Below are 25611 nucleotides of genomic sequence, written 5' to 3'. Positions count from 1 at the left end.
ATGGCCGTCGCCGGCACCCGTCCGCACACCGTCGTCAGCGGTGGCCCGCTGGAGTTGGTTGTCATGTGGGGCGGCTTCCCGCTGCTCGGCGCGGGTGCCGGCGGCCTGCTCGCCCTGGCGGCGGGCTGGGTCGCCGGGCTGCCGTGGGCACCCGTGCAGTGGCTCTTCGGGCTGCTCGACCGGCTGCCCGACGCGCAGGCCCTCGGCGGTGCGGCGGCGGTGGGCGCGCTTGCCGGTCTGGTCGTGGCCGGGATCGGCACCGCCGAGCGACTGATCGTCACCGTCGACCCGGCGCAGGTCACGCTCCGCCGCGACGGCAAGGACCGGCACGTCGGGCGGGCCGAGACCCGGGTGGTATTCGTCGACGACGGGCACCTGGTGCTGCTCGACTCCGACGGCGCGGAGCTGGCCCGGGAGCCGACGGACCTGCCGGCCGACCGGCTGGCGGCGGCGTTCCGCGCGCACGGCTGGGGCTGGACCGACGGCGACCCGCACCGCGCGGCGTACCGGCTGTGGGTGCCCGGGCTGCCCGACCTGCCCGCCGGGGCGGACGCCCTGCTGCAGGCCCGCGAGCGAGCGCTCGGCAAGGACCGCCGCGACGACGCCCAGGAGATGCGCCGGGAGTTGGGCCGGCTCGGGGTGGTGCTGCGCGACGAGAAGACGCGGCAGCACTGGCGGCTGACCGGGCGGGCGGTCACGCCCGGGCAGTAGGAGACGACTTCTGCCGAGCCCGGGCCGGATGGGCGGTAGCGTCTCCCCCAGGAGATCACTGGGAGCGCGCGATGACCGAGCGGCAGCGGTACCGGGTGGTGGCCCGTCATCCCGGCTTCGAGCTGCGTCGGTACTCGGCCCACCTGGTGGCCGAGATGCGGGTCCAGTCGTCGTTCACCAGGGCCCCGTTGGAGGCGTTCCGGCCGCTCACCGCGTACCTCGGGGGTGCCAACCGGGCGCCTACCGGGCCGGCGACACCGGGCGGCGGCACGCAGAAGATCGCCATGACCGCGCCTGTGGTGCAGATCGAGGGCGAGTGGCCGGGCGCGTACCTGATCCAGTTCATCCTGCCGGCCACCTGCACCGCCGCCACCCTGCCCGAGCCGGTGGACGCCCGGGTGCGGATCCGCGAAATTCCGGTGCAGTTGGCGGCGGCGCTGCGCTTCTCCGGGCGGTGGACGGAGAAGGCGTTCAGCCAGCGGGCCACCCTGCTCGGCCGGTCGGTCACCGCCGCCGGGCTGCAACCCACAGGCGCCATCCGGTACGCGCGCTTCGACCCGCCGTGGAAGCCGTGGTTCCTGCGCCGCAACGAGGTCGTGCTGCCGGTCGTGGAGTAGCCGAGGGCCGCGTCGACAGGGTCAGAAGTGGTACGCGGTCTCGTACTCGGGCACGAGCACCCGGGTACGTGGCGAGATCCGGCGGATCGCCGCGATCATCTCGTTCAACCGGGTGCGGTCGGCGGGGGCGACGACCGGAGGGTTCCGCAACGGGGTCTCGAAGTTGTCGTAGTGCACCGGCACCACGACCTTCGGGTAGTCCAGGCCGGCGAGCAGCCGGGGCAGGTAGTCGCCTGTGGTGGTGGCGTTCTGCAGGGCCACCATGGCGACGTCCGGCGCGAGGCCTGTGAGGTTGCGCTCGGCGACGTCGCTGGCCCCGGTGAAATAGACCGACGGCCCACCCTCGACGCGCAGCAGGTAGCCCAGGGTGTCGCCCTCCGGCAGGTCGGCGATGGTCGCCGGCAGCGGCGGCGGGCTCACCCGCACCCCGGGAAAGGCCACCGAGTACGAGGCGTTGCGGCTGTGCAGCGAGCCGACCACCTCGACTGTGTGGTCGCCGAAGTCCAGCACCTCGCCACCCTTGACGGCGCTGAGCTGCGTCGACGGCACCCCGTAGGCCAACCCCAGGTGGTACGCGGTGAGCGTGCCGAACACCCGCGCGCCGGTGCGGCCGGCGATGTACGGCACGTCCATGAAGTGGTCCCAGTGGGTGTGGGTGACAAGCACTGTCGTGGCCCGGTCGACGCGCCTGTCGATCACGTCGGTGCGCACGGTCAGCTTGGCGGCCTGGTTGAACGGGCCGGTGAACAGGCCGGTGTCGATCCGGCTCAGGTACGGGTCGACCAGGACGGTCCGGTTCCCGATGTCGACGCGCCAGCCGGCCGTACCCCACCAGCGGAAGCTGACGGCACCGCCGCGGCGGGTGGTCGGCGCGGGCGCGGTGGCCGGGGGCGCGGCCTGGGCAGGGGTCGTGGAGCCGGCGGTGAGGCCGCCGGCGGTGACAAGGGCGGTGGTGGCTGCGGCGTCGCGGAGGAAGCGACGGCGGTCGAGGTTGGACATGTGGATCTACTCCCCGTGGTCGGGTGGTTGGTCGACATGAGCCAATCAGCGCCCACCGGCCCAGGTCCAAGATCCAACACCGCCGGCTCCGATACGCCGCCGCATATCGGGCCTGGTGCGAGGTCGTGCTCCACGGCGGAGACCGGCGGAAAATCAGCCGCCGCGCAGCGCCTCGACGGCGGCCCGGGCTGCCTGCCCCATCGCCAGGTCCACGTCGATCCGGCGCGGCGTCAACTGGTCGGCGCGGGCGAAGATGGCGATGGCGTACCGGCAGCCGTCGGGATATTCGGCGACCCCGGCCTCCAGGTGCAGACCGGGCAGGGTGCCGGTCTTGCCGGACACCCGGACGCCCGGCGGGAACCCGGCAGCCAGCCGGGTCCAGAAGATCTGTCGGGCCATCCAGGTGCGGACCATCGCGCAGGCCGCCGCCGGCCCGGCCTCGTCCCGCCAGATCAGCGCCAGCAGCCGGGTGATCTCCCGAGCCGTGCTGGAGGTGGTTCGCGCCGGGTCGAAGACCCGCATGGCCCGGACCCGGTCGTCCGGCAGGGTGGGGAAGATCCGTGCGAACTCCGCCTCGGTCCGCGCGCCCACGTCGGCGAGCATCACCTCGACCAGTTCCCGGGGACCGCCGAGGACGCGGGTACGTGTCAGCCCCAACTCGGCGGCGAGCATCGGCAACAGGTCCGGGCCGACCCGGCGCAGCAACAGGTCGGCGGCCGTGTTGTCGCTCACCGACATGGCGAAGTACGCGAGGTCGCGCAGCGACACCTCGACGTCGTCGGTGCAGCCGGCCACGCCCCAGCCGCCGAGCCTGTCGTCGGCAGTGACCAGGATCCGCTCGGTCGGGTCCAGTTGACCTGCCTCGACCTGCCTGGCGAACTCCAGCACCAGCAGGATCTTGAAGATCGAGGCGATCACCACCTGCTCGTCGGCCCGCACACCGACCTCCGGCCCGGCACCCTCCTGGTCGGCGGTCAGGTCCACCGCGTCCAGGTCGACAGCGTGCAGGCTCGCGGTCACCCCGGCGCTGGCGAAGATGGCCTCGATGCGTTCCCCCACGTCCACGCCCGCACCGTATCCACAGGCGGCCCGCCGCCGCTGGCGTAGGGTCCGGCCGTGGACCTGCTCCGACACCTGCGGCACTTCGTGGTGGTCGCCGACGAGCTGCACTTCGGGCGGGCGGCCGAGCTGCTCGGGATGGCCCAGCCGCCGCTGAGCCAGTCGATCCAGCGGTTGGAACGGGAGCTGACCGTCGAGCTGTTCGACAGATCCCGCCGCCAGGTGCGCCTCACCACCGCCGGTGAGCTGCTGCTCGGGGAGGCGGAGGAACTGCTCGCGGGCGAGGGCCGGCTGCGCAGCCTGATGGGCCAGGTCCGCGCGGGTGAGCTGGGTGTCCTGCGGGCCGGTGTGCCGCCGGAGACCCCCGCGGTGACCCTGCGTGCGCTGCTCGACGGGCTCACCACCAGGGCGCCCGGCCTGGACGTGGAGCTGCACGAGCTGACCACCGCCGAGCAGAGCCGGATGCTCACCGAGCGCACCCTCGACGTGGGGCTCGTGCACCACCCGGTCGAGGCCGACGGGCTGCGCTTCGGCGCCGCTGTCGACGTACCACTCGGGGTGTTGCTGCCACGGACCTCGCCGCTTGCCCGCGGCCGGGAGGTGCCGCTCGCGTCGCTTGCCGACCTGGACCTGGTGGCCGCGCCCCGGGCCACCGCGCCCGGCTGGCACGACCACCTGCTGGGCGTGTGCCGACGGTACGGCTGGCGGCCGGCGCGGGTCCGGCCGGCGCGCAACCCGGAGTTCCTCTTCGGGCTGGTGCTGGCCGGCGGCGGGGTGGCCGTGGAGCCGGCCACTGTGGCCCGCCGGGAGCCCCGGATCGCCTGGCGGCCGATCGCCGACGCGCCGCTGGCGAAGCGCACCTCGGCGGCCTGGCCGGACCGGTCCGCGCATCCGGCGGCGCCGATGTTCGCGCAGCTCGCCGCCGATGTGCTTGCCGACGCCGAGCCAGCACCACCCGCGTCGGCCGACCCACCGCCGGTGCCTGCGGCGCGGCCCTGGCCGGTGTTGTTCGACACGACCGGGTGAACGGCCCGGCGTTGCGCTCGTCACCCTCGCCCCGAACGGTGAATAGGCGCCTCGCCCGGGTAAGGAGGCAATGACACGAAGACGCGAAGGAGCCGCAGTGGCCATCACGATTCCCGACATCAGCATGAACGACGGCAACACCATTCCGCAGCTCGGCTTCGGGGTGTTCCAGATCAAGCCCAAGGACACCGCCGCGGCGGTGAGCACGGCGCTGGAGGTGGGCTACCGGCACATCGACACCGCCGAGATGTACGGCAACGAGGCCGAGGTGGGCGAGGCGGTGCGCACGTCCGGGCTGGACCGTGCCGAGGTCTTCGTGACCAGCAAGCTGAACAACGGCTTCCACCGCCCGGACGACGCCCGCAAGGCGTTCGACTCGACGCTTTCCGCCCTGAAGATGGACTACATCGACCTGTTCCTCATCCACTGGCCGCTGCCGACCCTCTACGACGGCGACTTCGTCTCCACCTGGAAGGTGCTTGAGGAGTTCCAGCGCGACGGCCGGGCCCGCTCGATCGGGGTGTCGAACTTCCAGGTGCCGCACCTGGAGCGCCTGGCAGCCGAGACGAGCGTGGTCCCGGCGGTCAACCAGGTCGAGGCGCACCCGTACTTCGGCAACGAGGAGGTCCGCGCGTACGACCGCGAGCACAACATCCTCACCGAGGCGTGGTCGCCCATCGCGCAGGGCAAGGTGCTGGGCGACCCGACTGTCGTCGACATCGCCGAGCAGCTCGGCCGGACCCCGGCGCAGGTGGTGCTCCGCTGGCACGTGCAGCGCGGCGACATCATCTTCCCGAAGTCCACCACCCCGAAGCGGATCGAGGAGAACACCCGGATCTTCGACTTCGAGCTGGACGACGCGGCGATGGAACGGATCACCGAGCTGGACAGGGGCGAGGCCGGCCGGCAGGGCGCGCACCCGGACACGTTCGACTACGTCCCCCGCTGATCCAGGCCGACCGCTCCGCCGATCTCAACTCGTGGTCGGCGGGGCGGTCAGGTCGAGTTGCCAGTCGTTGGCGCGCATCATCCGGCCCGGCGGATATTCGAAACCCGTCTCGCCCAGCAGCGTGAAACCGGCCTTGCGGCAGACCGCGTTCGAGGCGGGGTTGTCGACCGAGGGGTAGGCGTGCGCGTGGCGGCGGTCCCGCCGGGCGCGGACGACGTCGACCGCCGCGCGCACCGCGGCGGTCGCCAACCCCTGCCCCCGGTGAGCGGGCAGCACCGCCCAGCCCAACTCGTACACCGGCTGGTCGCGCCACTCCCGACCCCAGTAGCCGACACTGCCCACCCGTGCCCCGTCCGGCAGCACCAGTGTGAACATGCAGCCCTGCCCGCCCTCGGCGAAGTGCACGTACCTGTGGTGCCGGGCGAGCACCTGCTCGTCGGTCTCCGGGCCACCTGTGTGTTTGCGGGTGTCCGGTGAGTTGAGCTGCCGCAGCAGGTCGAGGTCGTCCTCCTGCCACGGCTGGATGCGTACCTGTGCCATCGCACTCCCCCGTTCGTCGGCCCCAGTCAAGCCGACCCCACCGACATCTCGCACCGAAACGCCGCCCGCTAGATCCGATCTAGCGGGCGCGCGTCGTCGTCTCGCGCCTTGAGGATGGAAGGGGGTAACGATGACACCGTTAGCGCTCGCCGTGATCATCGGCAGCACCCGGGAAGGGCGGGCGGGCGACCGGGTCGCCCACTGGTTCATTGATCAGGCCGTGCGGCACGACGACCTCACCGTGACTGTCGTTGACCTCAACGAGTACGACTTCCCGGCCAGCTACCCCGCCGAGCCGACCGCCCCCATCCGGGCGTTCGTCCGCGAGGTGGGCCGGGCGGACGCGTTCGTCGTGGTCACCCCCGAGTACAACCACAGCTTCCCGGCCCCCCTGAAACAGGCGATCGACTATGCGTACGACGAGTGGCAGGCCAAACCTGTCGGCTTCGTGTCGTACGGTTGTCGATCCACAGGTCTGCACGCCGTCGACCACCTGCGCACGGTCTTCACCGCACTGCACGCCATGACAGTGCGCGACATCGTCGGTATCGACCTGCTCGCGGGTGAGCCGACGACGCCACACTGCACCGACGAGCTACTCCGCGACACCCGCGCCCTGCTCGACCAGCTCCGCTGGTGGGGCCTGGCGCTGCGTGACGGCCGGGCGGCCCGGCCCTACGTCTCCTGAACACGTTCGACGAAAGGTAACCATCATGAGTAGACGCACCACCGGCCTGGCCATCGAGGCCGAAGGGCTCACCCGCTCGTTCGGGGACAACCAGGCGCTTGCCGGCATCGACCTGCGGGTGCCCGCCGGCACCGTCTACGGTCTGCTCGGGCCGAACGGGGCGGGCAAGACCACTGCGGTCCGCGTGCTCGCGACACTGCTGCGACCCGACGGCGGCTCGGCGCGGGTCTTCGGGCACGACGTGGTCACCGAGGCGGACGCGGTCCGCAGCCGGGTGAGCCTCACCGGCCAGTACGCCTCCGTCGACGAGGACCTGACCGGCACCGAGAACCTGGTGCTCCTCGCCCGGCTCCTCGGCCTGCGCAAACCGGCCGCCCGCGACCGCGCCGCGGCCCTGCTCACCGCGTTCGGCCTCACCGAGGCGAGTGACCGTCAGGTGAAGAAATACTCAGGCGGGATGCGGCGGCGCCTGGACATCGCCGCAAGCATCGTCAACACTCCCGACCTGCTCTTCCTCGACGAACCGACGACAGGCCTCGACCCGCGCAGCCGCAACCAGGTGTGGGAGATCGTCCGGGCCGTGGTGGCGCACGGCACGACAGTGCTGCTGACCACTCAGTACCTGGACGAGGCTGATCAGCTCGCCGGGCGGATCGCGGTCGTCGACCACGGCCGGGTGATCGCGGAGGGCACCCCGGGCGAGCTGAAGTCGTCGGTCGGCTCCGGCACTGTCCACCTGCGACTGCGCGACCCCGGGCAGCGACCCGAGGCGGAACGGGTGCTCCAGGCGGCGCTTGGCGTACCTGTGCAGCTCGAAGCCGACCCGGTCGCGCTGCTCGCCCGCGTCGGCGAGGCCGGCACCAACCTCGACGCCAGCGCCCAGGCCGCCCGCGCGCTCGGCGAGCTGGCCCGCGCCGGCATCGTCGTCGACAACTTCTCCCTCGGTCAGCCCAGCCTGGACGAGGTCTTCCTGGCCCTGACCGACCATCCCGCCGTGCCCGCCGACGAGCGTGACGACCAGCTGGAGGCAGCCCGATGAGCGACACCACAACGACCACTACCACCACCGAACGGGCGCCGTCGGTCTACGTACCCTCCGCCGAGGCGCTGGCAACGGTCCTCGCGCCCGGAGCGCGACCGCCCCGACCCAGCGCGCTGGGGGCATCGCTCACCTTCGGCTGGCGGGCCATGCTGAAGATCAAGCACGTGCCGGAGCAGCTCTTCGACGTGACCGCGTTCCCGATCATCATGGTGCTGATGTTCACGTACCTGTTCGGTGGCGCCCTCGCCGACAGCCCGCGCGACTACCTGCAGTTCTTCCTGCCCGGCATCATGGTGACGAGCGTCGTGATGATCACCATGTACACAGGCGTCGGCCTCAACACCGACATCGAGAAGGGGATCTTCGACCGCTTCCGGACCCTGCCCGTGTGGCGGCCGGCCGCCCTGGTCGGGATGATCTTCGGCGACGTGCTGCGCTACATCCTCGCCGCCCTGGTCATCCTCGGCGTCGGGTTGGCGCTCGGCTTCCGGCCCGACGGCGGGGTGGTCGGGGTGGCTGTCGGGATCGGGCTGCTTGTGGTCTTCTCGTTCGCGTTCTCCTGGGTGTGGACGTTCTTCGGGCTGGTCCTGCGCAGCGAGAAGTCGGTGATGGGGGTCAGCATGATGGTGCTGTTCCCGCTCACGTTCCTGAGCAACGTCTTCGTCGAGCCGAGCACCATGCCCGGCTGGCTCCAGGCGTTCGTGAACGTCAACCCGGTCACGCAACTGGTGGCCGCCGTACGCGCCGCGATGGCCGGCTCGTCGGACCCGTCCAGCACCATGTGGTTGCTGGCGTGGAGCGCCGGGTTCCTCGTCGTCTTCGGCACGCTGACCATGTACCGCTACAACCGGCGCTGACCCTGCTCCGCTCGACGGGCGCCGCCACGACAGTGGCGGCGCCCGTCGCGTCAGACGACCGCGGGCACCTCGACTCGGGGGACGGCGCGCAGGCGTGTGGCGTCCTGACTGGGCGGCGCGCCGAACTGGCGACGATATTCGCGGCTGAACTGCGATGCACTCTCGTAGCCGACGCGGGTGGCCACCCCTGTGACGTCGTTGGGGTGGGTCGCGAGGAGGAGCCGCGCCTCCTGCAACCGGATCTGCTTCTGGAACTGGATCGGGCTCATCGCGGTCACGGCCTGGAAGTTGCGGTAGAACGCCGACACGCTCATCCCGGACAGCCGGGCCAGATCTTCCACCCGAAACGACTGCGCGAAGTGGTCGCGGATCCAGCGGACCGCCCGGGCGACGTGGCTGAGGCTGCTGTCGGCCAGACCGAGCTGCCGGACAGCAGCGCCCTGCTCGCCGGTGAGCAGCAGCCACAGGATCTCCCGCTTGATCAGGGGCGCGAGCACAGTGACGTCCCGGGGCCGGTCCAGCAGCCGGAGCAGTCGGATCACCGCGTCGCCGAGCTCGTCGGGCGCGTCACTTACCACCAACCCCGACGGCGGCGGACCGGCCAGCGGCGGTAGGTCGCCCGGCGCCGCCTGCAACAGCAACTCCGCGACCATGGCCGGGTGCAGCACCAGCCCGAACCCCAGAGCCGGAGCGTCCGGGCTGGCCTGGGTGAAACGGCCGGTGACCGGCAGATCAACCGACGCGACAAGGTACTGCCCCGCGCGGTACTCATACACGCGGTCGCCCAGCGCCATCCGCTTCGCACCCTGAGCGATGAGCGCCAGCACGGTGCCCGACATCGACGTGGTGGGCGGGGTCTGTCGCTCGACCTTCGAAATCCGCACCCCGTCGATGGCGGTGCTCATGTCCGGCCGCGCGTGGCGGGCCAGCAGCGCCCTCAGCTCGTCAAGGTTCACGACCTCGATTGAAGCACGTTACCGATCCTCGCCGCAACGAGAGGATCAGGCAAGTCTCCGCGAGCATTCTTCTAACGTTTCTGCTGGTGCAGCTGATTTCATTGGAGTGTCAGTTTCCCCGAGAGCGCAGCACTGCTCGACAATGAGGAGTCCTACCGATGACCGTCCACCACGGGTTCCAGGCCACAATGACCGCCCAGCCGGGAAAGGCCGACGAGCTGATCCAGTTGCTGCTCGACGCGCCGTCGCTGCCCCACGACGACTGCCTCGTCTTCCTGGTGTCCCGCTCCGCCTCCGACCCCGACGTCGTCCACGTCACCGAAGGCTGGACCAGCGCCGAGGCGCACAGCGCGTTCTTCGCCGGCGAGCAGGCGCAGGCCCTGGTCGCGAAGCTTCAGCCGCTGCTGGCCGGCGAGTCCGCGTACACCGATGCGGTGCCGGTCGGCGGCAAGGCGATCTTCTGAACCGCGACCGCATCCCTCACCCGAACCGACAGCAACGGAAGGACCCTCCGATGAGCACCCCTCGACCGACCATCGATCCCGAACTGCTCGTGCCCCTGGCCGACCTGCCCACCCTGCCGCCCCTCGGTCCCGAGGTGATCGAGCAGCTGCGTCACTTCCCGCAACCGCCGATCGAGACGCATCTGGAAGGCCGGGCGGTGCAGCGGCGCGAGGTCACAGTTCCCGCCGGTGACGGAACGCCGATCCCGCTGACCATCCTCAGCCCCACCGATCGTGCTGCCGACGCACCCTGCGTCTACTGGATCCACGGCGGCGGCATGATGTGGGGCGACCGCTTCTCCAACATCGACGTCCCGCTGGAGTGGCTCGACGAGTTCGGCGCCGTCGTGGTCACGGTCGACTACCGACTGGCCCCGGAGGCAACCGGCGAGACCCTGGTCGATGACTGCTACCAGGGCCTGCTCTGGGTCGCCGAGAACGCCGCGGACCTTGGCATCGACCCGGCCCGCATCGTCGTGGCCGGTGCCAGCGCCGGAGGTGGCCTGGCAGCCGGGGTGACACTCATGGCCCGCGACCGCAACAGCCCGGCCATCGCCGCCCAGTTGCTGTCGTGCCCCATGCTCGACCACCGCAACGACACCACGTCCAGCCGCCAGTACACCGGACCTGACGGCGTGTGGACCCGGGAGATGAACGAGTTCGGCTGGCGCAGCGTCCTCGGCGGACACAGCGCCTCCGCGTACGTCTCCCCTGCGCTGGCCGACGACCTTTCTGGCCTGCCGACGACCTACATCGACGCCGGTTCCGCCGAGGTCTTCCGCGACGAGGACGTCACCTACGCGACCCGGATCTGGGCCGCCGGCGGCCAGGCCGAGTTGCACCTGTGGGCCGGCGGCTTCCACGGTTTCTCGACGCTTTTTCCGCAGGTCCGTGTCTCAGCAGCGGCCCGACGGGCACAGGCCGACTGGCTCGCCCGAGTCCTGAACCCACAGCCCAAGGACTGAGCCGCACCGGCGGCGGGCACCGCCGTGCTCAGAGCCGCCACGGCACCGTCTCGGGCGGCAGGTAGCGACAGGTGTTGCCGGTCGAGACGGCGTCGCGCAGGTGGCCGGCGAGCGCCGGGTGGCGCTCGTCGAGCTTGCGCAACGTGTCCCTGATTCGCGCGGTCACCGTCTTGCGGGCCCGCTCTGCCTCGTCACCCAGCCGGCGACTCCGGCCGGCCAGCCCCGCCGCGGCGCGCAGCTCGTCGAGCAGCGCGCCGCGCTCGGCGTCAAGCGCGGCCACCTTCCTGTCGTCGTCGCGGGCGGCGGCCCTGTCGATCTCCTCGTCGAGGCGCTCCAGGTGCCGTCGGTAGCGGGCCTTCGCCTCGTCGTCGAGGACCGGGTCACCGCCCATCCGGCGGGCCGCGACCAACTCCGGCCCCGCGGCCGGGTCGAGCAACTCCACGGCGGGCACGTCACCGCCGGGCCGACTCAGCAGCAGGTGCAGGTCGTGCAGACCCTTGGCGTCGGGCAGTTGGACGACGACGCCCGCGTAGGCGAGCTGCCAGACGGGCCCGTCGCGCCGAAACTCGTACCCCTGAATTGCAGTCACGACCGACGCGGCCTGGCCTGGCACGGCGCTCTGGCTTGGCACGTCGCTCTGGCTCGGCATGGCGGTCTGGTTTGGCACGGCGGTCTGGTTTGGGCTGGCGGGATGGGTGGTGGTGGCTGGCGCTGGGGTGCCGAGTCGGTGCAGGACCTGGAGCATGCCGAGGGCGGTGGCGTCGCGGGTGGTGGTGGCGCGTAGCTCGGCCACGGTCGCGGTGTCGCTCGCGTGGCCGCGGGCGGCCAGGGCGTTCGCCAGCCCGGCGCGGGCGATGAGCGACCAGGTTCGGGAGCCCAGCCGGTCGGCGGAGTCGCGGGCCGCCGTGAACCCGTCGATGGCGTCGTCCCAGCGCTCCTGCGCGGCGTCGACCACCGCGAGCCAGTGGTCGACGGGACCGCTGATGTCGCAGCCGAACAGCCCGACCATCCACTCTCCACGATGTGGGGTCAGCGCGGCCCGCGCGTCGTCGCAGCGCTGCGGGTCGCGGGACGCGGCGGCGGCCTGCGCACGCAGTCGTAGCCAGAGCGGCGACACGGGACGCGGGTACCGGATGTTGGCGGCCTCGATGCCGGCGGTCAGCCGGATCGTCGTCACACCGTCGCCACGCTCAGCGGCAGTGATCGCCCGCAGCAACTCCTGATAGGGGTAGTCGATCGGTGCCAGCTCGTCGAGCAGGGTCTCGGCCTCGGCGAACCAACCCTGGAGCACCAGCCGGGACCAGCGCAGGTGATGGCCCATGAACCCGAACTGGGCGTGGCCCGGGTCGGAGAGGTCGGCGAGAAAGACGAACCGCTCGTCGGCCTCCGCGAAGTCACCCCGGAAAGCCGCGATGATCCCGCTGTCGACGATCGCCGAAATCTGGTGCCGGGTGAGGTCGCCGTGCCGGTCCGCGTTGACGAAGGCGGTGAACTCCTCGACGAAGCCGGGGTTGCCCAACTCCAGCAGTGCCACCCAGCGCAGCGAGGTGGCCCACAGCTCCGTCTCCCGGTCGCCCGAGCGCCGGGCCACGTCCCGAATCTCGGCGGTGAGCGCCGCCCGGGCCGCGGCGGTCCCCAGTCCCCAGGTGGTGTCGTGGCGGGCCCACAGGCTGAAGGTGAGGGCCTCGTCGTCCTGCCCGCGGCGAGCGATCGTCTCGGTCGCGGTGATCAGGTCGGCGACCAGCGCGCTGACCGGCGCGGTGGCGTCCGGCTCGCCGATCAGCCGTCGGTACGCCTCCCGCACCAGCTCCGCCGCCTCGACCGAGTGGATGGTCTCCACCTGGCGGGAGCGGTTGACGATGAGGGCGACGCGAGCCAGCAACACCGGGTCGTCGAGGGTGCGGGCCAGCGCCCCGGCCTCGGTGAGCAGTGTTGCGGCCTCGTCACGGCCGGCGTGGTGATATTGCGCCTCACCGAACTCGATGAGCATCCGCACCCGTTGCGCCCGGTCGTCGACGACCTCCAGCGCCCGGCGGAAGTGCACCGCCCCCTCGTCGGCGGCCAGCCGGCCGAACGCGTCCCGCCCGGCGGCGACCAGCAGCGTGGCCACCCGGGCCCGTTCGAGCGCGGGGCCGGCAAGGTAAGCGTGCCGGGCGAGGTCGGCCGGGATCAGCCGGTCGGTGAGCTCCCGCAGATCGTCGACCGCTCGCACGACCGCGCCGTGCCGGGTCTGCCGGTCGTGGTCGGTCAGCCCGTCGTAGAGGGTCTCCCGGACCAGGTCGTGGGCGAAGGCGAACCGGCCGCCGCCCCGGGCGACCACCAGCCGGGCGGTGACCGCCCGGTCGAGTAGCCGGTCGACCTGTGCCACCGGGGCGGCCACGCAGGCCGCGAGGACCTGACGGTGGAACTCGCGACCCAGCACGGCGGCGACGGTGAGCGCCTCGACCACGGCCGGGGGCAACTGGGCCAGTCGTCGTCGGACCGCTTCTCGTACCCCGGGTGCGATGGTGCCGGCCGCACCGTCGGCGTGCCACAGCCGCGCGGTCTGCTCGACGAAGAACGGGTTGCCGCCGGTACGCCTGTGGACCTCGTCGACCAGGTCGGCTTCGGGCTCCCGCCCGGCGGTGCGTGTGATCAGCGCGGCCACCTCGTCGCGGGTCAGGCCGGTGAGGGTGATCGTGGTGGCCTTGGCGACCAGCGGCATCAGCAGCGGGCGCAGCGGATGGTCGCCCGACTCGACCTCGGCGTCACGGTAGGTGCCGATCAGCAACAGCCGTTCGAACCAGGTGTGCTGGGCGGCGAACTCCAGCAGCCGCAGTGAGGCCGGGTCGGCCCAGTGCAGATCGTCGAGGACGACCACGACCGGCCGGTGCTGGGAGACGGCGACTAGCGCGGCGGTCACCGCGTCGTACAGGGCGAACGCCTCACGGTCCGCGATGTCGCCACCCGTGTCGACGCCGGCCCAACTGGCGGTGCGGCCGGCCTGGTCCTTGGTGTTGGTCTCCCCGAGCAGAGCCGCAAGGGCCGGCTCTGCGGACTGCCGCGCCGCCGCCCAGTCGTCGGCGGAGCGCCGCAGGCCGCGCAGCACCTGCAACCACGGCCAGTAGCCGGGAGCGCTGTCGGAATCCCAGCAGGCTGCGCCAAGCACCAGCGCGCCGCGCTGCCGAGCCTCCCGGGCAGCCGCCGTGACCAGGGTGGTCTTGCCGATGCCCGGCTCGCCGGTGACGAGGGCGAGGCCGCCGTGGCTGGTGGCGGCCCTGTCCAGCTCGGCGTGCAGCAGGGCCGCGGGATGATCCCGCCCGATGATGGCGTCGCCGAGGTGCGCGTCCATGGTTTCCAGACGGTACTGGAACCGTCCGACACCGGTCGCCTGCTTATCTACTCAGGGTGACACCGCCGCTGGGGGCACTGGTGCCCCCCAGGCCCTTTGGAGCTGATGTCGTAAACGAGTCACGGTTGCCACCACTCCCCATCACTCCCTAACATCCTTGGTTAAGGTAAGTTAGGGAGTGATGAAGGAAGACATGTACTCGGTGGAGCAGGTCGCCGACCGACTCGGGCTGCACGTGCGGACAGTGCGCGGTTACATCCGGTCCGGTCGGCTGAGGGCGGTGCGGATCGGCAAGCAGTACCGGATCGCCGCCACCGACCTCGATGCGCTCACCGGGCAGACGTCGCCCGCCGTGGCCCCCGGGCCGGCCGAGGTGTCGAGCATCGTGCAGATCGACGGCGTCGACCGGGCTTCCGCCGACCGACTCGGCACGCTCGTGCTCGCCAGCGCCAACACCGGCCACGACCAGGCCAATCCGCTACGGGTGCAGACCGTGCACGACGAGGCGCGACGCCGCTTGAAGATCATCATTCTGGGCGACCCCGCCGCCACCGCCGAACTGCTGCACCTGCTCGACGCCGTCCTCAACGCCGACAACGGCCTTATCGACCGGGAGGTCCACGATGCCTGACCAGATCCAGGAACGCGTCGGGGTGCAGGTGCTCGTCTGCGACCCGGCCGGCCCGCCGGTCGCCACCGAGCAGGACGCGCTGGACCTGATCGGAGCGGCCTTCCTCGGCGCCCAGGTGGTCGCCGTGCCCGCCAACCGACTCGACGAGCGCTTCTTCTCGCTGGGCACCCGCTTCGCCGGTGACGTTATGCAGAAGTTCGTCAACTACCGGCTGCGCCTGGTCGTCGTCGGCGACATCTCCGCACAGCTCGCGGAGAGCTCGGCGCTGCGCGCCCTGGTGCACGAGTCGAACCAGGGCGGGCACGTCTGGTTCGTCCCCGACCTCGACGCGCTCGACGACCGCCTCCGCGCCGCGGCGTAGCCGCTGTCAGCGCTCACGTAATTCCCCCGGCGGGCTGCGATCGGATGGCGGGCGTCCGGGATCGATGCCGGCTCGATGCTGGCGGCAGCGCGGGCTGGACCATCCCGGCGCGCGATATCGGCGATGCTGTGGGCGTGGAGTACGTGTCCAGAGTGCCGCGACCGCCGCTGGACGGGCTGATCGACGACCTCTACTACCTGGAGGGTGTGCCGCCGTACGCCCGACTGACGCTGCCGGCAAGTCCGGCGGCGTTGCTCATCGTCAACCTCGGGGCGCCGTTCCGCATCCGCGCCGGCACCGACATCGAGACGGCCGACTACGCCGACGGCTGCGTGGTCACCACGCCCACCCGCGCGTTCGAGTTCGGCTACCCACGCCCGACCCGGTCCGTCGGCGCGCACTTCAAGCCGTGGGGGCTGGCGCCGTTCCTGCCGATGCCCGCGGCCGAGCTGTGTGACCGGCCGGTGACGGTAGAGCAGATCTGGGGCCGGCCCGCCGTTGCTGAGTTGCGAGACCGGCTGGCCACGGCGGACGGACCGCACGAGATGCTGACGCTGCTCGAGGAGGAGCTGATGCGACGGCTGTGCGAGACCGCCGGCCTGGGGCTGGTCCGCCATACGAGCAGGGTCATCGCGGCGACCAGCGGGGCGGTGGCGATCGGCGACCTGAGCGAGGCAGCCGGTGTCAGCAGCACTCATCTGGCACAGCGGTTCAAGGCGCTCGTCGGCGTCACGCCGAAGCGGTTGGCCCGCACCTACCGCTTCACCGCCACCGTGTTCGCCATCAACCCCGCCGAACCGATCGACTGGGCCGACCTCGCCGGTAGCGCAGGCTACTTCGACCAGGCCCACTTCGGCCACGAGTTCCGGGCCTTCACCGGCCTCACCCCGACACGGTACGTCGAAGTCCGGCGGCGGTTCCTGCGCGAACATCCCGACCACGTGCTGGACAGCTGGCCGCTGCCGACGGATTGATTTCTTACAAGAGCGGCAGCTAACGGCACGCTAATTTGGGGGCATCCCAGAGCAGAGGAGAGCCCCGTGGGCAAGGTGGTCATGTACAGCTCCGTGTCGGTGGACGGCTTCGTCGCGGACGAGAATGACCAGCCCGGCCCGCTGTTCGACTGGTTGCTCAACGGTGACGTCCCGTTGGACTCCAGCGGCGCGGTGAAGGTGTCGCAGACCTCCTACGACTACACCCGGCCGTACTGGGACCAGATCGGGGTGACAGTCGTCGGCCGCCACGTCTTCGACATGACGGACGGCTGGGACGGGAAGCCTCCAGGCGGGATCGACCACGTGGTCGTCGTGACGCACCGGCCGGCGCCCGAGGGCTGGGACCCCGAGGCACCGTTTCACTTCGTCGACGGCGTCGAGGCAGCCGTGGCCAAGGCGCAGGAGCTTGCGGGTGACCGCATAGTCGAGGTCGCCGCTGGCGACGTCGGCGGCCAGGTGCTTGCCGCGGGCCTGATCGACGAGGTACGCATGGACGTCGTACCCGTCGTGTTCGGGTCCGGCAAGCGCTACTTCGGGTCGGTCGACGCGCAGCACCTGCTGGAGGACCCTGACGTGGTGATTCAGGGCAACCGGGTGCTTCACCTGCGCTATCAGGTGCGCCGCTGACCGATCTGAGCGTCCCCACCGCCTCACCAGTCGTTCGCGACCGCCATCGTCACCGCCTCCGGCTCGATCCCCCTTGCCTGGGCCTGCGAGCCTGCCCACCGCAGATAGGCCAGCCACTCCTCAGATGACCACCCGTTGCGGCGACTGACACCGGCCTCCGCCGGAAGGTGGCTGGCCACGACACGGTCGAGGATCAACGGCTGCACACCGCCCACGCCGCGCCGGTAACCGACGAAGTAGAGGACCTTCGTGAACAAACCCGGCCCCAACCACGGCAGGCGTGCATGGTCGGGGTCGGACAATCGGCCGTACGCCGTGCGCAGCGCATCCTCGTCCGGCGCTGGCTCGGACATCGCCTCCAGCGCGTACGCCAGGCGCTTGCCGTCCGGGTCGGCCGCGAGCGACTTGGCGGTGCGCCACGGGCCGTACCCGATGGGTCCGTAACTCCAGGCCAACACGGCGGTCAGCAATTGTCGCGGACTCGCGGACCCGGCCCGGTACGCGTCGGCCACCGCGAAGACATCGCGCCGCCAGATCTCGCCGTTGGTCGGAAGGCTGTCGGGCCACGCGTCCGGCGGCAGCCCCGCCCGCCACCGGTCGATGTTGACGGTTACCGGAGCCCGCTCACCCGGTAATACCCCACCCTCGACTGCCTGCATGGTTGCCCCCTCGGATCGCGCCAACTGCACCGGACGCTACGGCCGAGGCACTTCCAACCACCGCCCGCTGACGCCATATCGCGGTATCGATGGGAAATATCGACAGTCAGCTATTGATCTCGGCGGGGCGGCCCTAACATTCGGAGCATGCGTGCTCGCCGCGTCACCGCCACCATCGCCCTCGCCGCGTTGGCGAGCCTGCTCACCGTCCACGCCGCACGTGCCGACGGTCCGGCAATCAGCACCCCCGGCAGCCCAACCGTGGTGGCCAACGAGCCACACCGGCTCACCCTGACCTGGACGCCGTCCGCCTGGGTCGGTGAGCCGGCCGGCGACGGCCCGATCAGCTACGAGGTGCAGGTGCCGCTGACCCACAACACCTACCGCCTCCTCGGCACCACCACCGACACCACCATCACGGTGACCGACCTGGCGCCCAGCACGACGTACCGGATCGCGATCGCCGCCCGCGCACTTGGCGGCTACTCGGACAGCTCGCCTCCCACGGCCGTCCGCACCGCCACCGGCCGCGCGACGCTCAGCTATCTCAACCTCGACTGGGCTCCGACGAACAACCAGATCCAATACAGCCTCCAGGTCACCAATACCGGCAGCGGTCCGCTCGATCTGGCCACCGTGCGGGTGCGCTACCACCTGCGCTTCGAGGGCGGCAACACCTCGCTCGTGACGAACTGCGACTGGGCCGCGCTGGGCTGCGACCAGATCCGGCAGACGGTGCAGGTCTTCATACCGCCGGGCGGGTCCCCCGGTGGTACGCCGACGCCGACACCGACGCAGTATCCGATCCCGGGCACCGCGGCCATCGGCTGGGTCGAGCTGACCTTCGCCAGCGGGACGCTCGCTCCGGGCGAGTCGACCGGGCCGATACAGCTCCGCCACCACCGGCACAGTTGGAGCGACATCAACGAACGCGACGACCCGAGCTGGCTCGCCGCCACTGCGCAGTGGACCGAGAACGGGCGGATCACCCTCGACGTCAACGGGGTACGCGAATTCGGCGACCTGAACACCTGACCCGCACGACCGGCCGTCCGAAGGCCTTCCGGCCGGCCGTGTCCTGACAAACCTGATAGCTGTGAGTCATGGTGATGGCTCACAGGTATCGGCCCTTTCGGCGATCGCGCCCACCCGATCCTGCTCCTGTCCGATCCTGGTCGCTCGGGTCTGCCAGCTGCGCAACGCGTCCTTGATGCGATGGTTCTCGGCCTCGACGAGGTCGAGGTGGCGGCCCTGTCTATCCAGCTCGTGGGCGAGGCGACACAGCAGCGCGTCGACATGTGCGGGTTCGTAGCCGCGTCGGCCGAATCGGGTGCGCGGCAGGTCGAGGGCGGCGATCCGGTCGGGGGTGAGCGGGCCGGTCAGGGCGTGTCGGCTGCGGTAGACGGCCATCACAGCATCACAGGTAGGTGGATGTGGTCGGCTGGCACGTCGGCGGCGAGCAGGCGCAGGCGGGCACCGGCGAGCATCAGCGGCGGCCCGCAGACATACACGGTCTGCGAGGCGGCGTGGTGCTGGAGGGCGATGGTCAGGGCGTCGCCCTGTTCGCGCGGCTCGGCGCTGGGATCGTGCGAGAAGGCCGGTACGACGGTCAGCCAGTCGTGGGCGTGTTGCAGCTTGTCGAGGGTGATCGCGTCGTACAGGTCGGTGAAGGTGCGCGCCCCGACGACCAGAGTCACCCGCCGACCGTCGGGTGCGGCGGCAACCTGTTCGACCAGGGCGCGCAGCGCCGCCAGGCCGGTGCCGCCGGCGACGAGCAGCAGATCATCGGTACGCGCCGGGTCGAGGCCCAGGCCGGTGTTGGCGGGTGGGCCGAGCCAGATCAGCTCGCCGGGGCGTACCTCATGGGTCAGGTGGTGGGAGACGGTGCCGGCGGGTACGGCGCGGACGTGCAGCTCGACGGTGCCGTCGGCGCGTGGGGCGTTGGCCGGGCAGAGCCAGCGCCACCGTCCGGGCAGGCGTGGTGTGCAGACCGGGACGGCCTGGCCGGGCTGGTGGGGCAGGCGTCGCCAGGGACGTACCGTCAGGATGGCGATGTCGGGCGACGGCCGTTCGTGGCCGATCACCTGGGCGGGCCACCAGGCCGGGCCGTCGCCGACGCGGGCGGCGGCGCGACGCACGGCGTGCGTGGCGCGGCCCATGGCGCGCTCACCGGCGAGGGTCAGCGACGGCGTCCACGGTGGACATGAGTGCCGGGCCACCGTCGCGAGCAGCGCGTCACCGATGGTGGGGGCATGTGGGAGCAGGTCATAGCGACGGTACGCGCGGCCGAGCACCAGCAGCAGCGCTGCCCGGCCTGCCCGGTCGTCCCCTCCGAGCATGAGCTGACCCAGCGCGTGGAAGAGCAGCGGCGCCTCGCGGTTGGGGAGCAACCCGGGTCGGCGGTCCTCCACGGTGCACCAGAAGTCGCCGGCGGCCCGATCGTCGACCGACGACCAGGCTGCGGCGAGGTTCACGCGTCCACCTCGAACGCCCGCCCCACCTGGGCGATCTGATCATCCGGCAGATCGGCCGCCCAGAGCACCCCCACGAGGTAGTCGACGACCCTCCGATGCTGCGCCTCCGACAACCCCAGGCCGCGCCAGCCGTCGCTCGGCGTTGCTCCTCCGGCGAGCGCTTTCGCCAGGCCCGCGGTGAGGTGCGCGGCGAGTCGACCCAGGTCAACCCCGATGAGGTACGGCGACAGCTCCGCGTCCGCCACCACCAGCCGCAGCCATCGGCCGACCGCCTCCCCTGGCGTCATGCCGCCGGCCCCTGACCGAACTGCGCCTCGGTGAAACCGGCGGCTTCCAAGGTCGCCCTGCCCCAGCGGGCGAGCCGGCACGGGAACGGGACGCGTTCGCTGCGGCACAACTCGCCCTGCGGCCAGCTCTCGGGCACGTGGACGGTGACCGCCCGCAGTGCGATGCACAGGTCCTCGTCGGTGACGGGCGTGAGGACCGGAAAGTCGTCGATCAGGGTGGGCATGCCAGCTCCGAGACGTTGACGGATGAGGCGGCGCCGGGGCGGGCGGGAGCGGAGTTACGCCGTTCGGGTCGGCGCAGCCCCGGAGCCAGCACCCGCCCCGGGCCATGCGTCGACTTTCGCGGTTGGTCAGGTACGCCGGTATGACCCCGTGATCGTCGGGAGCATGCGCGCTCGGTATGCGCTCGACTACGCGTCATCGGAGTCGGGCAGACTGCGGACATGACGGAACGCCGGGTGCTGTATCTGGTCGTCTGCGCCGCCGGTCCGGCGGAAAACATCGACGAACTGGTCGACCTGCTGATCGCCGACGGATGGCGGGTATGCCTGATCGTCAGCCCCACCGCCGCGCCATGGCTCGACCGGGAGGCCTTGCAAGACAAGACCGGCTATCTCGTACGCGTGGAGTGGCGGATGCCCGGCGACCCCGAGCCACACCCGCCGGCCGATGCGGTGCTGGCCGCGCCTGTCACGTTCAACACGATGGCAAAGTGGGCGCTGGGCATCAACGACACGTTAGCGCTCGGTGTTCTCAACGAGTCGCTGGGCGCTGGCCTACCGATCGTCGCGTTCCCGCACGTCAAGGCTGAGTTGGCCGCGCATCCGGCGTACGCCGGTCACCTGGCGGTGCTGCGCGCTGCCGGCGTGCACGTCGCTGACGGGAAGGTACTGGACCCGGCACACGGGCCGGTTCGGTGGACCGTGATCATCGACGCGCTGCGTTCAATACGTCAGTCCTGAGCAGGCACCCATCTGCCGGCGCGACCCGGCGGGCCTCGGATATGCGTCGCGCGCATAGCGAACCTCTACACACCGTGTTCAATGGACAGGCTTGATGAGGCTAGACGGATGGAGCCGCCGGTGACCCACGCGAACTGCCCCCGGTGCGGCGGCCGGCTGGCCCGGGACAACGACAGCGGACGGTGTACGCCGTGCCACGTCGCCGAGCGCGACCGGTTGAGCGCGCCACCGGTGGTGCCGGCGAGTTTCTGGGACCACGAGCCGGTCCGGCGGGCGCTGGCAGAGCGGCATCTCGGGCGGGTGGTCAGGGCTTATCGCTGCCATCCGTACCACGGGCGGGTCGCCTTGCCGCAGACCGTGGTGGCGGGGTGGCTGGGGATCACGCAGGCACAGTTGAGTCGGGTGGAGAACGGACCACCGCTGGTGCACCTTGACCGGCTGTCGCACTGGGCTCAAGTGCTCCACATCCCCGAGGCACACCTATGGTTCACGCTCCCTGGTCGAGCTCACCGCGCGAGCGAGAACGGTCAAGCCGCCAGTACCTCAGTCGCGCCTCGAAGTGGTGGACCCGACGAAGGTAGGCGAATGCTGCTGGCCGGCATCGCCGCTGTGGCCGCAGGCGCTGGGCTGCTGGGAAGCACCGAGATCGTTCAACCCCGACGCGTCGGCGCTGCCGATGTCGCTCGACTGAACGCGGTCCTGGAGCTTTACCGTTCCGTCGACTACGAATGCGGCGGCGGCCTGTTGTACCGGGAAGTCGCCCGATTCGCCGAGTCGGTATACCGGATGCTCGACTGGTCGCACCCGGCCGGGCTCACCCCACGCCTCGTCGCGGCGGTGGCGGCAGCTCGGCATCTGGCAGGGTGGACCGCGCTCGACGCAGGTCGACATGCTGACGCACAGCGGCACTTCGTGGCAGGCGAGCGGGCCGCGCTGACGGCCGGGGACGTGCCGCTGGCCGCGATGATTCGGTACTCACAGGCCAAACAGCTTCAACACCTACGGCACAACCGGGACGCCCTCGCAACGCTGCAACTCGCTCATGCGCAGCTCGGGCCGCACGCAACCCCGGCAGTTGACGCCCTGCTCTGGGGCGCGGAAGCCGCCTCGATTGCCGCGCTCGGGGACCACCAGAGCGCAGTAACCACCCTCGGCAAGGCGAGCGACGCGTTCGAGCGCATCCAGAACGAGCGCGAGCCGGATTGGATGGGCTTCTACGACCAGGGCGAACTGTTCGCTCAGTACGGCCGTGTCTACCGAGACAGGGCGCGACGAGACAGCGGGCAGGCATCCGAGGCGGTGCGCTGGGTTGAGGATGCCATCGCCGCATTCGGTCCGGCGAACGTACGAAGCACAGTCCTGAACGAGGTTGGCCTGTGCAGCGCGTTGTTCCTCGCCGACGAGCCCGAGCAGGCGCTCGCGGTCGGTGCCAGGGTGGTGAAGAAGTCGCAGGCGATGAGCTCCAAACGGGTGGTCGATCGAGTCGTCAATCTGCGTCGCGATCTCGCTCGGCATCGGGCGCTGCCCGAGGTGGCCGAGTTCGATCGCGTGCTAACCGCTCGGGCTGCGGCAGCAGCATGAGCGGGCGGTTCTCTGAGGAGACGATGACGGCTGCCATGCGAGAGATGGCTGCCACGCTGGACGTGTCCCCTGAGGATGCCCAGTTGCTGCAGTTGACCAACAACGCCGTCTTCGCGCTGCCCAGGGCAGGAATCGTCATCCGGATCGCGCGGACCCATCAGCTACTCGACCGCGTGACCAAGGTGATCCAGCTCGGGTGCTGGTTCGCCGAGATCGACGCACCGACGATCCGCCTAGCGCGGGACGTCGAGCAGCCAATCGAATTCGAGGGCCTGGTCGCTTCGGTATGGCAATACGTCCCACCGCATCCACCTGCTCTGACGGTCGAAGACCTCGGCACCGTGCTGCGCGAATTTCACGCCCTCGGCACGCCCCCCTTCCCGTTGCCCATCTGGGACCCAGTTGGTGACGCACGGCGACGGCTGGCCGACGCTGACGGGATCAGTAAAATCGACCAGAACTTCATAGCCGACTGGTGTGACCGCTTGGAACCGAAAGTCGCGGCCCTCAACAAGTCGGCGCGGCGGACACTCATCCACGGAGACGCCTACGTCGGCAACCTGCTCCGAGAATCGTCTGGCCGAGCTGTCCTGTGTGACTTCGACGCCACGTGCGTCGGCCCGTGGCAGGTTGATCTGGCAGCGGTTGCAGTCGGCGAGGCGCGATTTGGAGGCACAGGGACATATTCATCCTTGGTCGCCGCGTACGGATCCGATGTCGTTCAAGCCCACTCGTGGACGCTCTTGCGACACGCACGCGAGCTGAAGATGATCGCCGCAGCCGCACCTCTCTTGGCGGCTTCGCCAAAAGTCGCTCAGGAATTCGCTAAACGTCTCCGCACCGTCCGGGACAAGGAGCATGAGACGCGTTGGACACCATTCGCTGAACTCGCAGGCTGACGGAATCACGGACCAGAGATCCGTTCGATCGCGCAACGGGGTTGAGGCGGTGCGAGCACCCGCCAGTAGAGCAGCAGTGATTCGGTCGCTGGTTCGCCTCAGGAACCACATCCGACCCGAGCGGAGGAATGTGTCCGGAATCCGACACCGAGAATGCTAGTTACTGCACAGAATGGGACGTATCGATCCGCACACTTCACCAGCACAACCCCGAATCGGACTTCGCCTTACCTGGTCGCTGGCTATGGTGTGCGAGCCGCAGTCGCCGCGAGATTAGGAATGACGTGGGGATCCTCAAGGAGATGCAGCGGGCGCAGGCACGCCAAGCCCGCGTCCAGAAGCAGGCTCAGACCGCCGCTTACCGACACCATCAGCACATTCACCGAGAGGCTGAGCGCGCCAGAAAGGCAGCCGAGCGTGCATCCGCCGCCGATGCGCGGGAACGCAAGCGGCTCTACGTGGAAGCCCGCATTGCCGAGGTCGCGGCGAACAACTCGGACTTGCAAGCGCACGTGGATGAGCTTGACGCACTGCTCGTGGCCACTCTCGACGTGGACGACCACATTGACCTTCGGCGCCTTCGTAAGACCGTCAAGCACCCGCCCTTCAAGCCCGGGGCCCTCGCCAACCCTTTGCCCCCGCCGGATTGGCGACGTTTCGAACCATCCGCCCCGTCGCTCCTCGGGAAGCTATTCGGAGGCCAGGCCAAGTTTGAACAACAGCAAGCCCATGCCCGGTACACCTTCGAGCAGGCGCAGGCGCAACATGCGGCGGCAGAGTCCGACCGGCAGCGTCGGCTGGCCGCCGCTCACCAGCGCTATCAGCAGGGCCGTGCAAAGGTCGAGGCCGAGGCCGCAGCGCACAACGCCGAGGTCGACCGCTTCGCCGCCGCGTTGGCTGCCGCGGATCCCGCAGCGGTAGTCGACTACTTCGGGATGGTGCTGGGCAACTCCGTCTACCCCGACGACTTCCCCCAGCACTACCGCATCGCGTATGTGCCGGAGTCTCACCAACTCGTGGTGGAGTACCACCTTCCGACGTTGGACGTTATCCCCGGCGTGCGGGAGTATCGCTACATTAAGGCGCGCGATGAGATCAGCACTGTTGCGCGCCCAGCAAAGGAAATAAGGGAACGTTACGCGAGCATCGTGGCGCAGGTTACGTTGCGGACCGTCCATGAGCTTTTCGAATCCGACCGCGCCGGACTCATAAGCGCTATCGCCTTCAACGGCATAGTTGAAACGACCGACCCGCGCACTGGCGTTGCTATTCGCCCGTGCCTAGTTACACTTCGCACAACTCGCGAGTTGTTTACCGCACTAAACCTTCGAAAAGTCGAACCAGCCGCCTGCCTGCAACACCTCAATGCCTCAGTGTCTAAGCGTCCCGATGCGCTCTCGCCAGTTCGGCCGGTACTGGAGTTCGACATGGTCGACAAGCGCTTCATTGATGAGGTAGACGTGCTTGCCGACCTCGACCAGCGCCCAAATCTCCTAAGGCTGACGCCCGGCGAGTTCGAGAGCCTAATTCAAAATCTCTTCGCGAAGATGGGGCTTGACACTAAGCAGACGCGCGCATCCCGAGACGGGGGTGTGGACTGTGTCGCCTTCGACCCTCGACCAATCTTCGGCGGCAAGGTCGTTATTCAGGCAAAGCGTTACCGCAACACCGTCGATGTTTCCGCCGTCCGTGATCTCTACGGCACGCTTCAAAACGAGGGCGCATCCAAGGGGATCTTGGTTACAACGAGCGGATACGGCCCCGCTTCGTACGAGTTCGCGTCCGGTAAACCACTCGAGCTGATCGACGGCTCGAATTTGCTCTACCTACTCGCGGAACATGGCGACGTGAAGGCACGAATCGACCCGAGCGACTTGGATTGATCGATGCTC

Annotated in this window: 28 protein-coding genes; 18 read left to right on the top strand and 10 right to left on the bottom strand. The window is 70.0% G+C overall.

The window, feature by feature from the left end:
- The gene (locus tag ACFY2Q_RS06595) at nt 1-711 is read left to right on the top strand and encodes a hypothetical protein (RefSeq protein ID WP_387128161.1); all 711 of its coding nucleotides are present in this window, start codon (nt 1-3) and stop codon (nt 709-711) included.
- Nucleotides 712-782: 71 nt separating this feature from the next.
- A complete protein-coding gene (locus ACFY2Q_RS06590; RefSeq protein WP_387128160.1) occupies nt 783-1328 on the top strand; it encodes an SOUL family heme-binding protein in 546 nt (181 codons plus the stop codon).
- A 21-nt stretch (nt 1329-1349) separates the two neighbouring features.
- On the opposite strand, the gene ACFY2Q_RS06585 is transcribed toward ACFY2Q_RS06590, so the two are convergent.
- Both ACFY2Q_RS06585 and ACFY2Q_RS06580 read right to left on the bottom strand, forming a co-directional pair.
- Nucleotides 1350-2327: an MBL fold metallo-hydrolase gene (locus ACFY2Q_RS06585; RefSeq protein WP_387128159.1), complete on the bottom strand. Its 978-nt coding sequence runs from the start codon at nt 2325-2327 to the stop codon at nt 1350-1352.
- A 153-nt stretch (nt 2328-2480) separates the two neighbouring features.
- The gene (locus tag ACFY2Q_RS06580) at nt 2481-3392 is read right to left on the bottom strand and encodes a serine hydrolase (protein ID WP_387128158.1); all 912 of its coding nucleotides are present in this window, start codon (nt 3390-3392) and stop codon (nt 2481-2483) included.
- Between the two features lie 51 nt (nt 3393-3443).
- On the opposite strand from ACFY2Q_RS06580, the gene ACFY2Q_RS06575 reads away from it, so the two are divergent.
- Both ACFY2Q_RS06575 and ACFY2Q_RS06570 read left to right on the top strand, forming a co-directional pair.
- The gene (locus ACFY2Q_RS06575; RefSeq protein ID WP_387128157.1) at nt 3444-4412 is read left to right on the top strand and encodes a LysR family transcriptional regulator; all 969 of its coding nucleotides are present in this window, start codon (nt 3444-3446) and stop codon (nt 4410-4412) included.
- A gap of 97 nt (nt 4413-4509) precedes the next feature.
- The gene (locus ACFY2Q_RS06570) at nt 4510-5361 is read left to right on the top strand and encodes an aldo/keto reductase (protein ID WP_387128156.1); all 852 of its coding nucleotides are present in this window, start codon (nt 4510-4512) and stop codon (nt 5359-5361) included.
- Between the two features lie 24 nt (nt 5362-5385).
- On the opposite strand, the gene ACFY2Q_RS06565 is transcribed toward ACFY2Q_RS06570, so the two are convergent.
- A complete protein-coding gene (locus ACFY2Q_RS06565; RefSeq protein WP_387128155.1) occupies nt 5386-5901 on the bottom strand; it encodes a GNAT family N-acetyltransferase in 516 nt (171 codons plus the stop codon).
- A gap of 130 nt (nt 5902-6031) precedes the next feature.
- Between ACFY2Q_RS06565 and ACFY2Q_RS06560 the strand changes: the two genes are divergently transcribed.
- From ACFY2Q_RS06560 to ACFY2Q_RS06550, 3 genes are read left to right on the top strand one after another with little or no spacing between them, the layout of a single operon-like run.
- On the top strand, nt 6032-6589 hold the full coding sequence (locus ACFY2Q_RS06560; RefSeq protein ID WP_387128154.1) for an NADPH-dependent FMN reductase: 558 nt from the start codon (nt 6032-6034) through the stop codon (nt 6587-6589).
- A 25-nt stretch (nt 6590-6614) separates the two neighbouring features.
- Nucleotides 6615-7628: an ATP-binding cassette domain-containing protein gene (locus ACFY2Q_RS06555; RefSeq protein WP_387128153.1), complete on the top strand. Its 1014-nt coding sequence runs from the start codon at nt 6615-6617 to the stop codon at nt 7626-7628.
- Complete coding sequence (locus ACFY2Q_RS06550) at nt 7625-8488, top strand: ABC transporter permease (protein WP_387128152.1); 864 nt, start codon at nt 7625-7627, stop codon at nt 8486-8488. The genes ACFY2Q_RS06555 and ACFY2Q_RS06550 overlap by 4 nt, the downstream gene beginning before the upstream one ends.
- A gap of 50 nt (nt 8489-8538) precedes the next feature.
- Here ACFY2Q_RS06550 and ACFY2Q_RS06545 read toward each other — a convergent pair whose 3' ends face one another.
- Nucleotides 8539-9444: an AraC family transcriptional regulator N-terminal domain-containing protein gene (locus ACFY2Q_RS06545; RefSeq protein WP_387128151.1), complete on the bottom strand. Its 906-nt coding sequence runs from the start codon at nt 9442-9444 to the stop codon at nt 8539-8541.
- 158 nt (nt 9445-9602) lie between these two features.
- Here ACFY2Q_RS06545 and ACFY2Q_RS06540 point away from each other — a divergent pair, with 158 nt between their 5' ends.
- Both ACFY2Q_RS06540 and ACFY2Q_RS06535 read left to right on the top strand, forming a co-directional pair.
- Nucleotides 9603-9908 (top strand): putative quinol monooxygenase, encoded by a 306-nt coding sequence (locus ACFY2Q_RS06540; protein WP_387128150.1) that lies wholly within the window; start codon nt 9603-9605, stop codon nt 9906-9908.
- Nucleotides 9909-9958: 50 nt separating this feature from the next.
- Nucleotides 9959-10912, top strand: coding sequence for an alpha/beta hydrolase (locus ACFY2Q_RS06535; RefSeq protein WP_387128149.1), 954 nt, complete (start codon nt 9959-9961; stop codon nt 10910-10912).
- 28 nt (nt 10913-10940) lie between these two features.
- Here the strand turns inward: ACFY2Q_RS06535 and ACFY2Q_RS06530 are convergent, their stop codons facing one another.
- The gene (locus ACFY2Q_RS06530) at nt 10941-14243 is read right to left on the bottom strand and encodes an ATP-binding protein (RefSeq protein ID WP_387128148.1); all 3303 of its coding nucleotides are present in this window, start codon (nt 14241-14243) and stop codon (nt 10941-10943) included.
- A gap of 181 nt (nt 14244-14424) precedes the next feature.
- Here ACFY2Q_RS06530 and ACFY2Q_RS06525 point away from each other — a divergent pair, with 181 nt between their 5' ends.
- The 4 genes from ACFY2Q_RS06525 (at nt 14425) to ACFY2Q_RS06510 (ending at nt 16857) form a co-directional block, all read left to right on the top strand.
- Nucleotides 14425-14874 (top strand): helix-turn-helix domain-containing protein, encoded by a 450-nt coding sequence (locus ACFY2Q_RS06525; protein ID WP_355631634.1) that lies wholly within the window; start codon nt 14425-14427, stop codon nt 14872-14874.
- Entirely contained in the window at nt 14867-15235 is a 369-nt protein-coding gene (locus ACFY2Q_RS06520; RefSeq protein ID WP_387128147.1) for a DUF4180 domain-containing protein, read from the top strand. The genes ACFY2Q_RS06525 and ACFY2Q_RS06520 overlap by 8 nt, the downstream gene beginning before the upstream one ends.
- A 134-nt stretch (nt 15236-15369) precedes the next feature.
- A complete protein-coding gene (locus ACFY2Q_RS06515) occupies nt 15370-16209 on the top strand; it encodes an AraC family transcriptional regulator (RefSeq protein WP_387128146.1) in 840 nt (279 codons plus the stop codon).
- 66 nt (nt 16210-16275) lie between these two features.
- Nucleotides 16276-16857 (top strand): dihydrofolate reductase family protein, encoded by a 582-nt coding sequence (locus ACFY2Q_RS06510; protein ID WP_387128145.1) that lies wholly within the window; start codon nt 16276-16278, stop codon nt 16855-16857.
- Between the two features lie 23 nt (nt 16858-16880).
- Here ACFY2Q_RS06510 and ACFY2Q_RS06505 read toward each other — a convergent pair whose 3' ends face one another.
- Complete coding sequence (locus tag ACFY2Q_RS06505) at nt 16881-17516, bottom strand: hypothetical protein (protein ID WP_387128144.1); 636 nt, start codon at nt 17514-17516, stop codon at nt 16881-16883.
- A 147-nt stretch (nt 17517-17663) separates the two neighbouring features.
- Here ACFY2Q_RS06505 and ACFY2Q_RS06500 point away from each other — a divergent pair, with 147 nt between their 5' ends.
- Nucleotides 17664-18551 (top strand): fibronectin type III domain-containing protein, encoded by an 888-nt coding sequence (locus ACFY2Q_RS06500; RefSeq protein WP_387128143.1) that lies wholly within the window; start codon nt 17664-17666, stop codon nt 18549-18551.
- A 66-nt stretch (nt 18552-18617) separates the two neighbouring features.
- Here the strand turns inward: ACFY2Q_RS06500 and ACFY2Q_RS06495 are convergent, their stop codons facing one another.
- The 4 genes from ACFY2Q_RS06495 to ACFY2Q_RS06480 are packed head-to-tail and all read right to left on the bottom strand — an operon-like array spanning nt 18618 to nt 20501.
- Nucleotides 18618-18926, bottom strand: a complete 309-nt coding sequence (locus ACFY2Q_RS06495; protein ID WP_387128142.1) for a DivIVA domain-containing protein — start codon at nt 18924-18926, stop codon at nt 18618-18620.
- Nucleotides 18926-19990 (bottom strand): FAD-binding oxidoreductase, encoded by a 1065-nt coding sequence (locus ACFY2Q_RS06490; protein ID WP_387128141.1) that lies wholly within the window; start codon nt 19988-19990, stop codon nt 18926-18928. The genes ACFY2Q_RS06495 and ACFY2Q_RS06490 overlap by 1 nt, the downstream gene beginning before the upstream one ends.
- Nucleotides 19987-20277, bottom strand: a complete 291-nt coding sequence (locus ACFY2Q_RS06485) for a hypothetical protein (RefSeq protein ID WP_387128140.1) — start codon at nt 20275-20277, stop codon at nt 19987-19989. The genes ACFY2Q_RS06490 and ACFY2Q_RS06485 overlap by 4 nt, the downstream gene beginning before the upstream one ends.
- Complete coding sequence (locus ACFY2Q_RS06480) at nt 20274-20501, bottom strand: hypothetical protein (RefSeq protein WP_387128139.1); 228 nt, start codon at nt 20499-20501, stop codon at nt 20274-20276. Before ACFY2Q_RS06480 ends, ACFY2Q_RS06485 begins: the two co-directional genes overlap by 4 nt.
- Before the next feature lie 219 nt (nt 20502-20720).
- On the opposite strand from ACFY2Q_RS06480, the gene ACFY2Q_RS06475 reads away from it, so the two are divergent.
- The 4 genes from ACFY2Q_RS06475 (at nt 20721) to ACFY2Q_RS06460 (ending at nt 25602) form a co-directional block, all read left to right on the top strand.
- Nucleotides 20721-21239, top strand: a complete 519-nt coding sequence (locus ACFY2Q_RS06475; protein ID WP_387128138.1) for a flavoprotein — start codon at nt 20721-20723, stop codon at nt 21237-21239.
- Between the two features lie 585 nt (nt 21240-21824).
- Nucleotides 21825-22820 (top strand): hypothetical protein, encoded by a 996-nt coding sequence (locus ACFY2Q_RS06470; protein WP_387128137.1) that lies wholly within the window; start codon nt 21825-21827, stop codon nt 22818-22820.
- Complete coding sequence (locus tag ACFY2Q_RS06465) at nt 22817-23719, top strand: aminoglycoside phosphotransferase family protein (protein WP_387128136.1); 903 nt, start codon at nt 22817-22819, stop codon at nt 23717-23719. Before ACFY2Q_RS06470 ends, ACFY2Q_RS06465 begins: the two co-directional genes overlap by 4 nt.
- A 284-nt stretch (nt 23720-24003) precedes the next feature.
- Nucleotides 24004-25602 carry a restriction endonuclease gene (locus ACFY2Q_RS06460; protein ID WP_387128135.1) on the top strand — a complete coding sequence of 533 codons (1599 nt, stop codon included), beginning with the start codon at nt 24004-24006 and terminating at the stop codon, nt 25600-25602.
- Nucleotides 25603-25611: the final 9 nt, after the last annotated feature.

Origin of the sequence: Micromonospora sp. NPDC000316, assembly GCF_042898885.1 — a bacterium.
Lineage (GTDB): Bacteria > Actinomycetota > Actinomycetes > Mycobacteriales > Micromonosporaceae > Micromonospora.
This window is presented reverse-complemented; position numbering and strand designations above follow the sequence as displayed.